This is a genomic window from Pseudomonas sp. 05N434, assembly GCF_056396965.1.
In genome coordinates this window covers 1-10653 of the sequence record NZ_JBFTMK010000203.1, presented here as the reverse complement: position 1 = coordinate 10653, position 10653 = coordinate 1, and the positions used below count along the sequence as shown (strand labels likewise).

Genomic DNA, 10653 nt, shown 5'->3' with positions numbered 1-10653 from the left:
GTTTAGATCTGTTCCAGCAACCAGGTACGGAACGCGATAAGCGATGGCAGCATTTCGTTGCGCGGCGGGTAGGTCAGGTAGTAGCTGCGCTGGCTGGCGAACGGCTGGTCGAGGCTGATCAGCTCTGCGTTGGCCAACTCGTCGGCCACTAGAATACGTGGCACCAAACCGATGCCGATGCCAGCCCTGACGGCCTGGATCAAGTGCGAGGTGAGTTCGAAACTCGGCCCCAGCCGCATCATTCGATGGGGCAGGCCGTGATGGCTGAACCACTCGCCCCAGACGTTGGCGTTGTTTGCGACGTTGAGCAGTGTCTGTGCGCCAATGCGCTCCGGCGTCCAGGCGTCGTGGAGCTCGGCCACTTCTGGAGAAATGATCACCATCAGTTCTTCGGTGTGCAGGCGATGGCTGATCAGACCCGGCAAATCGGCATTGCCGACGACGATCGCGGCATCGATACCGCTGGTTTCGAAGTCGATGGCGTCGATCCGGGAATTGATGTGCACCAGCATGCCGGGATGGGTTTTGTAGAAGTCATGAAGGCGCGGCAATAACCACTTCGAGCCGAAAGTCGGCAAGGTGGCCAGGCGCAAGGTGCCGCTGCCGGATTGATAAGCCATGGCTTGCAACGTGGCGCTGCGGATGCGTCCGAGCGCTTCGCTCATTTCCCGCTGGTAGAGACGACCGACATCGGTCAACTGCACTTGCCGGCCTTCACGGCGAAACAGCGTCAGGCCCAGTTGCTGTTCCAGCGCCTGGACTTGCCGGCTCACGGCGCTTTGGGTCAGTGACAGTTCCATCGCGGCACGGGTGTAGCTTTCATGGCGGGCGGCGGCCTCAAAGGCCAGCAGCAACGACATCGAGGGCGTGAGGTGACGGTAATTCATTCGTAAAAGTCATCGATAGCGGCAGGATTATCCGTTTGTCCGGCGCCAGAGCCTGCAGGATCATTGGCGTAGCCGACGACCTGAGGCTGACCCATTAATGCTCAGGCGACAAGTGTTTTGATTTTTTCCATGATTAGACCGACAAGAGAACAGCCTGCGATGATCGCTCAGTTGCCCACCGTTGCACTCGCGGCACACTACCCGGAATTTCTTCAGGCCCTGCGCGCCAGCGGCTTTCGTGGCCAGCTCAGCGCCGACTACGCCACCCGCACCGTGCTGGCGACCGACAACTCGATTTACCAGCGCCTGCCGCAAGCGGCGGTGTTCCCCATGGACGCGGACGACATCGCACGCATCGCGACCTTGATGGCCGAACCACGCTTTCGCCAGATCAAGCTGACCCCGCGAGGCGGCGGCACCGGCACCAACGGCCAGTCATTGACCGATGGCATCGTGGTCGACTTGTCGCGGCACATGAACACCATCCTGGAAATCAACGTCGGTGCTGCTCGGTGGCGAGCGCCTGCACAGCCGGCCTCTGTCCGACGCGGAGCTGGAAGTGGCATGCACGCAATCCGGCCGCATCGGCGAGGTGTACCGGACGGCGCGGCACATTCAGGAAACCCAGGCCGACCTGATCGAGTCGGTATTCCCGAAACTCAACCGCTGCCTGACCGGTTACGACCTGGCGCACCTGCGCGACGAGCACGGGCGTTTCAACCTCAACAGTGTGCTGTGCGGTGCGGAAGGTTCGTTGGGCTACATCGTCGAGGCCAAGCTCAACGTGCTGCCGATTCCCAAGTATTCGGTGTTGGTGAACGTGCGCTACAGCAGCTTCATGGATGCGTTGCGCGACGCTAATGCGTTATTGGCGCACAAACCGTTGTCCATCGAAACCGTGGACTCCAAAGTGTTGATGCTGGCGATGAAAGACATCGTCTGGCACAGCGTCGCCGAGTACTTCCCGACGGACGCCGGGCGCGCGACGCTGGGCATCAACCTGGTGGAGTTCAGCGGGGAAGACCTGGTGGACGTAAATGCTCGCGTGGCGTCGTTCGTGGAGCATCTGCAGGCCGACACGACGATTGAGCGACTGGGCCACACCCTGGCCGAGGGGGCCGAAGCCGTGACCCGCGTATACACCATGCGCAAACGCTCGGTCGGGCTGCTGGGTAACGTCGACGGCGAGGTTCGCCCGCAGCCTTTCGTCGAAGACACCGCCGTGCCGCCGGAGAAACTGGCTGACTACATCGCTGAGTTCCGCGCCTTGCTGGATAGCCATGGCCTGGCCTATGGCATGTTCGGTCACGTCGATGCCGGTGTGTTGCATGTACGTCCGGCGCTGGATATGAAAGATCCGGCCCAGGCCGCTCTGGTCAAGCCGATTTCCGATGCCGTGGCCGAGCTGACCCGGCGTTATGGGGGGCTGCTGTGGGGTGAGCACGGCAAAGGTTTGCGTTCGGAATATGTCCCCGAGTTTTTTGGCGAGCTGTACCCGGCGCTGCAATCGCTCAAGGGGGCGTTCGACCCGCACAATCAGCTCAATCCCGGCAAAATCTGCACTCCGCCGGACGCCGCCCAAGGCTTGCTCAAGGTCAATGAAGTCACGCTGCGTGGTGACCTGGACCGGCAAATCGACGAGCGCGTCTGGCAAAGCTTCGGCTCCGCCGTGCACTGCAACGGTAATGGCGCCTGCTACAACTACGATCCCAACGATGCGATGTGCCCGTCGTGGAAAGCCACCCGTGAACGCCAGCATTCGCCAAAGGGCAGGGCCTCATTGATTCGCGAGTGGTTGCGTCTGCAAGGCGCGGCCAATATCGATGTACTGCAAGCGGCCCGAGGCAAATTGTCGTGGCTGAGCGGGTTGCCAACGCGGTTGCGCAATAACCTGGCGCGCTCGCGTGGCGAGGCGGATTTCTCCCATGAGGTCTACGACGCGATGGCGGGGTGTCTGGCCTGTAAATCCTGTGCGGGACAATGCCCGGTCAAGGTCAACGTGCCGGAATTCCGTTCGCGATTTCTGGAGCTGTACCACGGTCGTTATCAACGCCCGCTGCGCGACTATTTGATCGGCTCGCTGGAGTTCACCCTGCCTTACATGGCCTACGCGCCAGGTGTGTACAACGCGGTGATGAGCTCGAAATGGGTGAGCCGTCTGCTTGAGCGACAGGTCGGTATGCTCGACAGTCCGTTGATCAATCGCCATAACCTGCAGGCCACGCTGACCCGCTGCAAGGTCGCTGTCGCCAGTGTGCCAGCCTTGCGCGAGCTCACTGTCGCGCAACGCGAGCGCAGCGTGGTGCTGGTGCAGGACGCCTTCACCCGGTACTTCGAAACCCCATTGCTGGCGAGCTTCATTCAGTTGGCGCATCAGCTGGGTTATCGGGTGTTTCTGGCGCCCTATAGCCCCAACGGCAAGCCTTTACATGTGCAGGGTTTCCTAGGTGCCTTCGCCAAGGCGGCGATCCGCAACGCCCATCAGCTCAAGGCGCTCGCCGACTGTGGAGTGCCGCTGGTGGGTCTGGACCCGGCGATGACCCTGGTCTACCGCCAGGAATATCAGAAAGTACCGGGGCTCAACGATTGCCCAAAGGTCCTGCTACCCCAGGAATGGCTCTGCGATGCGTTGCCGGAAAATCCGCATCCGGCGACTGATACATTCCGCTTGTTGGCGCACTGCACCGAGAAAACCAATGTCCCGGCCAGCACTTCGCAATGGGAAACCGTTTTTGCCCGGCTCGGGCTCAAGCTGACGACTGAGGCGACCGGCTGCTGCGGCATGTCTGGAACCTACGGTCATGAAGCCCGGAACCAGGACACCTCGCGGACCATTTTCGAGCAGTCATGGGCCGGCAAGCTGGACAAAAAGGGTGAGGCGCTGGCGACGGGATACTCCTGCCGCAGTCAGGTGAAGCGCTTCGCCAACACGCAATTGCGCCATCCACTGGAGGTTGTGTTAGAGCGCATTGTTCAGCCAGTTCGCTGATGCAAACGCTGCGGCTGATTGCACGCAGCATCAATTCCTTGGCGCGGCGCTCCTGCCCGTCGGACAGGGCGCCCACGGGCGCGCCAAGGTGCATTGATGGTCTGGATTCACCTGTCAGGAGTGAGCCGGGTAATCCACGTATCCACGCTGATCGCCACCGAAGAAGGTGCTCGGATCCGGCGCATTGAGCGACAACCCGTCGCGAATTCGCCGTGGCAGATCAGGGTTGGCCAGAAACGGTCTGCCGAACGCGATGATGTCCGCGCGGCCGTCGATCAAGGCCTGTTCCGCCGTCTCGGGGTCGTAGCCACCGGCGATCATCAGCACGCCGTCCCACGCTGCACGCAGTTGGCCGATGATTGCATCCCAGCGCGGATCGAAGTTCTCGTCCTTGACGGTGCCGACGACGGCAGGCTCGACGAGGTGCAGGTAGGCCAGATTCCACTGGTTCAACGAACGCACGATGTGGCCGAACGTAGCTTGCGGCGTCTCATCGCCCATGCCCATGAAGCGTCCCATCGGCGTGAGGCGTACGCCCACGCGCTGCGCACCGACTTCGTCGACGACGGCCGCAACCACTTCCAATAACAGGCGCGCACGGTTTTCCAGGCTGCCGCCGTAGCTATCCTCGCGCTGGTTACTGTTGCTGTTGATGAACTGATCCAACAGATAGCCGTTGCCTGCGTGAATTTCCACGCCATCCATCCCGGCGTTCAGCGCATTGCGCGCGGCCCGGCGGTAGTCGTTGATGATGTCAGCGATCTCCGAGGTTTCCAGTGCCCGCGGAACCGGCACATCGCCCCACACGCCTTTGCCATCCGCGTCGACGATGAACGTCTTGCCCGGCACGGGTAATGCGCTCGGGGCCACCGGGAGGGCGTTGTCGGGCTGAAAGCTTGGGTGCGACACGCGGCCCACGTGCCAGAGTTGCATGAAGATCAAACCGCCGGCCTCGTGCACCTGGCTGCTGACTTCGCGCCAGGCCTGTACCTGCTCATCGCTGTAGATGCCCGGGGTCCAGGCATAGCCCTGGCCCTGTCGGGAGATTTGCGTCGCCTCGGTGATGATCAATGCGGCACTCGCACGCTGACGGTAATACTCGGCGTTCATGGCCGTAGGGACATCGCCCGGTTGCCCGGCACGAGAGCGGGTCAGCGGCGCCATCGCCACTCGGTGCGGGAGTGTGTACGGCCCCAATGCGATGGGTTGGAACAGTTGCTGCGTCATAGAGTTTCTCCAGATTTCGAATAGAGGGAGCAGGGCGGCGATGGACGTTTGGCCAGGCACCGTATGGCCGTAAGTTAATCCGCTGCATGCCGCTTGATAATCCGCATCAGCCTCTACGCTGCATTGCGTGAAACGCAACGCTGCGCAGGGTCAGGACGGTTGCTCCGAGCGGGTCAAAGGAAGGTTCAGCCAGCGTCGGCCGGTAGCGTTCGCCACGGCATTGCCGAGGGCGGCGGCCATCGGTCCCTGGACGATTTCGGCGGCGCCGAGAAACGGCTGTCCCGGCTGGTCGAGCAGGTGCACGTCGACCTTTTTCGGCACCTGCGAAAAGCGCAGGATCGGGTAGCCACTCCAGTCGTAGCTGCGTATGCCCCCGGCGTCATAGGCGACTTTTTCATACAGCGTCCAACTGGTGGACTGCACGATCCCGCCTTCCACCTGGTTGCGCAGGCCATCGGGATTGACGATTTGCCCGACGTCTACCGCCGTGACGACGTGATCGACCTGCACCTCGCCGGTCTGCGGATGTACGCGCAAGCGCACCGCGATCGCGCAATAGCCCATGATGTTTTTGTAGCGGGCAAACGCGAAGCCGATGCCCGCGCCAGGTTCGCTGCTTTTTTGCGGCCAGCCGATGGCGTCGCGCACGCGCTCCACCACGGCCCGCGCCCGGGGATCCGCCAGATGGGCAAGGCGCAAGGCCACCGGATCGCTCCCGGCCCTGGCGGCAAGCTCATCGATGCACGCCTCGATTGCGAAGATGTTGATGTGCGCGCCCAGCGAGCGCATGGCAGAGGTGCGAAACGGCATCTCAGTGACGAAGTTCATGTTGATGCGCGTGGATGCCAGCGTGTACAGCGGCACGGCATTGCGATCGCCGTCGCCTTCAGGTTGAGCGATGGGCACCGAAGGCGCAGAGATGAACGGTCGGGCCAGCAGTCGCGCCGGCAGCAACCGGCCCGCGTTGACGATGCGTTCGTTATGCGGCGTGGTCCACAGTTCATAGTTCCAGTCCTGCAGTCGACCTTGCGCATCAAGATTGGCCTGCACTTCAGTCACCATCGCCGAGCTGTAGGGTTCCCAGAGATTTTCCTGCTCGCGCATCCACTGCACTCGCACCGGCGTGCCCGGTATTCGCATGGCAATCAACGCCGCGTCGGCCGCTGCATCGTCTGCGCCGTTGTGGCCGTAACAACCGGACCCTTCGGTGTGGATACAGCGAACGCGCTCGGGCGGTAGCCGCACCATTTCGGCGATCCCGGCGCGCAGCGGATACACGCCTTGGGTGTGGGTCCAGACGGTGAGGGTGCCGTCTTTGAACCAGGCCACGGCGCAGGACGGGCCGATGGATCCGTGCATCAGGTATTGCTTGGTCACGCGCGCTCGATAGCTCTTGTCGGTCGCCACCTGTGGGGTTCCCTCATGGCTGATCGGGTAGCGGCGTGAAGGCAGGCGCTCGAGCAATGTGTGGATGTCCCGTGACTCGGGTATCGCTTGTCCACCGCTCCAGCGCGCCGATTCATATCCGCTGCGCATGGCCTTGATCGCTTGCCATTCATCACGCGCCACCACGGCAAGGTAATTGCCGTCGCGAATCACCTGCACAACCCCGGACAACGTTTTCATCGACTCCGCGTCGAAGGCTTCCAGCGTGCAGCCGGGACGAGGAGGGCGAATGACCCGAGCGTGCAGCATGCCCGGCAGACGAATGTCCTGAACAAATGCAGGGCCGCCGCTGACTTTTGCCGGAATGTCCAGTCGTTGCAGCGAATGACCGATCAGCTTGAAGCCCGTCGCGGGCATTGCCGGCGATTCGGACTTGGCATAGAGGTGCAGATCGACGTTTTCGACGGCGTCAGCGTAGGACATTCGTTGTCCGGCAGGGCCGTGAATGACGCCTTCCTGCGTCGTCAACAATGGCGGTGCCACCTCCCAGCTGCGCCCGGCCGACTGCAGCAATAACTCACGCACCTGCGCCGCCGCGTTGAACAGCGCGGTGCCGCTGTCGAAAATGCTATGGCTGCCAGCGGTGTAGCCTTCGTTGGGCGTCAGGGCAGTGTCGGCAGTCAGCAGGTTGATCGCCGTCGGCGAAACCTCCAGACGTTCGGCGGCAATTTGCAGCAAGGCTGTTTTGACGCCAGTGCCCAATTCGACCTTGCCGGTGTAGACGGTGATGCCTTCAGGGCCCACGCGAATCCACGCATCGAGGTAGGGATTGGTGCGCAGGCTGCCGGGCAGATCAGGCGCCAGCACCACCGTGCCGAGGGTATCCACTTCGGTGTCGGCCCATGCACGACGCGCTGCCGGCACCAGGGTAAACGCCACCAGCAAGGCGCCTCCACGCAAGAAAGCCCGGCGACTGTGGTCGACTTTTTTCTCCACGGTCATGTCGCGCTCCCGTTTTGCCCGGCCACCAGGCTGATTGCCTCGATAATCCGCAGGTGGGTGCCGCAACGACACAGGTTGCCTGCCATGTGCTCGCGAATGGTCTGCTCGTCCGGGTGCGGATTGCTTTCAAGCAATGACTGCGCGCGCATCAGCATGCCGGCGATGCAGTAGCCGCATTGAGCCGCCTGTTTGTCGATAAAGGCTTTCTGCAAAGGGCCGGGACGTTCAGCAGAACCTAGGCTTTCAACCGTTCGAACCTTCTTGCCCTCAAGGCCCGCGCAGGGCGTCACGCAAGAAAAAACCGGCTTGTCATCGACGATGACCGTACAGGCGCCGCACTGCCCCAAACCACACCCGTACTTGGCGCCGTTCAGCCCCAGATGATTACGCAGCGCATAGAGCAGCGGCATGTCAGGTTCCAGCTCCAAGGCTTGGGCCGAGCCGTTGACGTTGAGCGTGACTTGGGTCATTTCGTCTCCTGACGGATCGCTTCAATAGTGGAAGAAAGCTCTGTCCAGGGTTGGTCAGGCCTGGCTTGCTGGCGCAGGTATGACGCCAGGGCTGCGAGTTGAATGTTGTTCAGGCTGGCGGCAAACGGCGGCATGACCGGTCCGGGCACGCCCGGAATTGCCGGCACGCCTTCGAGCACGGTTTTCAGGAAGTTGCGTGCGCTTGGGGCTTGCAGTGCCGAGGTGCGATCCAGCGCCGGACGCCCGTCGATCTCGCGCATCGGCGCCGCAGGGGCATGACAACCGGCGCAGGCACTGGCGAACAGCAGGGCGCCGCTGGTCTGGTCCAAGGTCTCAACGTTCCCGGCGCCGGGTTGGATTTCGGTGATCGCAGCCTTGGTTTGCAGGCTCAGCAAATACTCGGCAATCGCCTCGGCGTCACTGACCGGCAAGCGAGCCAGACTGAGGCTGACCGGGCGCATCGGGCCCGCGGCTGTGCCGTGCCCGTCCACCACTTCTGCCCGCAGATAGTGGACCAACTGCTCAGTGCTCCACGGGTTTGCGCGACGGGCCATGCCGAGCAGCGAAGGCGCCTCCCAGCCATCCACCTTACCGCCCGCGAGGCTCTCGCCGGACTTCTCGGCACCGATCAGGTTCAACGGTGAATGGCAGCCCGCGCAGTGGCCGGGGCCTTCAACCAGATAACGTCCGCGATTCCACGCTTCAGATTGCTGCGCCACCGGCGTCAGCGGCTTTGCATGCAGGAACAGCAGATTCCAGAACGACACCAGCGGCCGGATGTTCATCGGGAAATTCATGCGGTTTTGCATGGCCGGTGAGTTCACGGCAGGACCGCTCATCAAGTACGCATACGCGTCGGCAATGTCGCCTTCGCTCATGCGCCGGTAGTGCACGTACGGGAAGGCGGGGTATAGGAAGTGGCCATCGCGGGAGATCCCTTCACGCATGTCATGAACAGCTCCTTGAACAACCGGGGAAGGGCGCTGATGGAGAGCCCTGCGCCAAGTGCCCAAGGTTAGAGAAAGCGCAAGCGCCGGAGTATTGCCAGGTCGCGCAATAGCGCATTGCGCCAACAGCAACGCCGGCACCGTTGCGGATGGCGCATCACTCCGTTGCAGGGGGCACGGATTCTCTGCATCGACCCGTGCCCTTAGCCTTGGCATCACTTTCCCGAACTCAACGAGGTGTCATCATGCTCACGGGTAACCCCGCAGCAGCGGCCAAGGCCGAACAGCCTGCTTCACTCTCCGGCCTGATGGTCGCGTTCCTGGCATTTTGCTGCGGCGCGGTCGTGGCCAACCTCTATTACGCCCAGCCGATTGTCGAATTGATCGCGCCACAGATCGGCCTGTCCAGCGCCAATGCCAGCCTGATCGTTTCACTCACACAGTTTGGTTATGCGCTGGGTCTGCTGTTGCTGGTGCCGCTGGCCGACCTGATGGAAAACCGGCGTCTGGTCGTGGGTTTCACCCTCGCGGCGAGCGTTACGCTGTTGTGTGCCGGGCTGACGCACTCGCCGTCGATGTTCCTCGTGTTTTCATTGCTGATCGGCCTTACTTCGGTTGCGGTGCAGATTCTGGTGCCACTGGCGGCGCATCTGGCACCCGAAGCCACGCGAGGTCGTGTGGTGGGAAATATCATGAGCGGGCTGCTGTTGGGCATTCTGTTGTCGCGTCCGCTGTCCAGCCTGTTGGTGGAAGTGTTCGGCTGGCGCGGGGTGTTTTACAGCGCGGCGGCACTGATGGCCGTCATCGCCCTGATCACCGCGGCTGCGCTGCCGCGCCGTGTGCCGACGCATCAGGCGACTTATGCCGCGCTGATCGGCTCGGTGTTTACCCTGGCTCGTCGCCATCCGGTGCTGCGTCAACGTTCGTTGTATCAGGGGTTATTGTTCGCCAGCTTCAGCCTGTTCTGGACGCTTGCACCGATTGAGCTGATGCGTCACCACGGTTTCAGCCAGGCGCAGGTGGCGATTTTTGCCCTGGTCGGAGCGGTAGGTGCAGTCGCTGCGCCGATTGCCGGGCGCTTGGCCGATGCCGGCCACGGCCACCGCGGAACACGGGTCGCACTGCTGCTGGCACCGGTTTCATTGTTGATCGCTGCGCTGCCCGGCAGCAGCTACCTGTGGCTGGTGGTGTGTGCGGTGCTGCTGGATTTCGCCGTGCAACTGAACATGGTGCTGGGCCAGCGCGAGGTGTACGCCATCGACCCGCACAGCCGGGCACGACTCAACGCCGTGTACATGACCAGTATCTTCGTTGGCGGTGCCTTGGGATCGCTGGTGGCGAGCCCGCTCTACGAGCACTTCGGCTGGAACCTGTCTGCCGCGTCGGTGGCATTGCTCCCGACCCTGGCTTTGGTGATGTTCCTCGGCCGCAAGGCCAATGCCTGAGCGCCGGGTGTGGGGGAGTCCGGTGAAGCACGGTCATACAAGACGGCTGGCGAACGGTGATGCACTATCATCACCGTTTCTTTTTGACCGGATTCCGCTTATGGACAAGTTGCTGGCACTGAAGATGTTTGTTGAAACCGTGCGTTGCGGCGGTTATTCCTCCGCGGCGCGCAAGCTCGGCATCTCGACGTCTTCGGTCACTCGCCAGGTGGCGGGGCTGGAAAACGAGCTGGGCGCCAGCCTGCTCAACCGCACGACACGCAACACCAGCGTGACCGTCGCCGGGCAAACCCATTTCGA

Annotated in this window: 7 protein-coding genes and 1 pseudogene; 3 read left to right on the top strand and 5 right to left on the bottom strand. The window is 62.3% G+C overall.

Annotation, left to right across the window (positions count from 1 at the left end; genetic code table 11):
• Positions 1–2: 2 nt before the first annotated feature.
• The gene (locus AC1DLB_RS14660; RefSeq protein WP_096480274.1) at positions 3–887 is read right to left on the bottom strand and encodes a LysR substrate-binding domain-containing protein; all 885 of its coding nucleotides are present in this window, start codon (positions 885–887) and stop codon (positions 3–5) included.
• A gap of 159 nt (positions 888–1046) precedes the next feature.
• Here AC1DLB_RS14660 and AC1DLB_RS14655 point away from each other — a divergent pair.
• A pseudogene (locus AC1DLB_RS14655) lies at positions 1047–3876 on the top strand (FAD-binding and (Fe-S)-binding domain-containing protein).
• Positions 3877–3990: 114 nt separating this feature from the next.
• Here the strand turns inward: AC1DLB_RS14655 and AC1DLB_RS14650 are convergent.
• From AC1DLB_RS14650 to AC1DLB_RS14635, 4 genes are all read right to left on the bottom strand, one after another.
• Complete coding sequence (locus AC1DLB_RS14650) at positions 3991–5103, bottom strand: alkene reductase (RefSeq protein WP_477743163.1); 1113 nt, start codon at positions 5101–5103, stop codon at positions 3991–3993.
• Between the two features lie 150 nt (positions 5104–5253).
• Positions 5254–7491, bottom strand: coding sequence for a xanthine dehydrogenase family protein molybdopterin-binding subunit (locus tag AC1DLB_RS14645; RefSeq protein WP_477743162.1), 2238 nt, complete (start codon positions 7489–7491; stop codon positions 5254–5256).
• Positions 7488–7961, bottom strand: coding sequence for a (2Fe-2S)-binding protein (locus AC1DLB_RS14640; RefSeq protein WP_105345943.1), 474 nt, complete (start codon positions 7959–7961; stop codon positions 7488–7490). Before AC1DLB_RS14640 ends, AC1DLB_RS14645 begins: the two co-directional genes overlap by 4 nt.
• A complete protein-coding gene (locus AC1DLB_RS14635; RefSeq protein ID WP_477785181.1) occupies positions 7958–8908 on the bottom strand; it encodes a cytochrome c in 951 nt (316 codons plus the stop codon). Before AC1DLB_RS14635 ends, AC1DLB_RS14640 begins: the two co-directional genes overlap by 4 nt.
• A 245-nt stretch (positions 8909–9153) precedes the next feature.
• Here AC1DLB_RS14635 and AC1DLB_RS14630 point away from each other — a divergent pair, with 245 nt between their 5' ends.
• Positions 9154–10353, top strand: coding sequence for an MFS transporter (locus tag AC1DLB_RS14630; RefSeq protein WP_138867477.1), 1200 nt, complete (start codon positions 9154–9156; stop codon positions 10351–10353).
• Between the two features lie 100 nt (positions 10354–10453).
• Positions 10454–10653, top strand: a 200-nt coding sequence (locus AC1DLB_RS14625; RefSeq protein ID WP_477785180.1) for a LysR family transcriptional regulator, incomplete at its 3' end; no start/stop codon positions are given.

Excerpts from the sequence above, each read along its gene's own strand:
- AC1DLB_RS14645 (WP_477743162.1), bottom strand. The coding sequence starts at position 7,491 with ATGACCGTGGAGAAAAAAGTCGACCACAGTCGCCGGGCTTTCTTGCGT.
- AC1DLB_RS14660 (WP_096480274.1), bottom strand. The coding sequence starts at position 887 with ATGAATTACCGTCACCTCACGCCCTCGATGTCGTTGCTGCTGGCCTTT.
- AC1DLB_RS14630 (WP_138867477.1), top strand. The coding sequence starts at position 9,154 with ATGCTCACGGGTAACCCCGCAGCAGCGGCCAAGGCCGAACAGCCTGCT.
- AC1DLB_RS14650 (WP_477743163.1), bottom strand. The coding sequence starts at position 5,103 with ATGACGCAGCAACTGTTCCAACCCATCGCATTGGGGCCGTACACACTC.
- AC1DLB_RS14635 (WP_477785181.1), bottom strand. The coding sequence starts at position 8,908 with ATGCGTGAAGGGATCTCCCGCGATGGCCACTTCCTATACCCCGCCTTC.
- AC1DLB_RS14640 (WP_105345943.1), bottom strand. The coding sequence starts at position 7,961 with ATGACCCAAGTCACGCTCAACGTCAACGGCTCGGCCCAAGCCTTGGAG.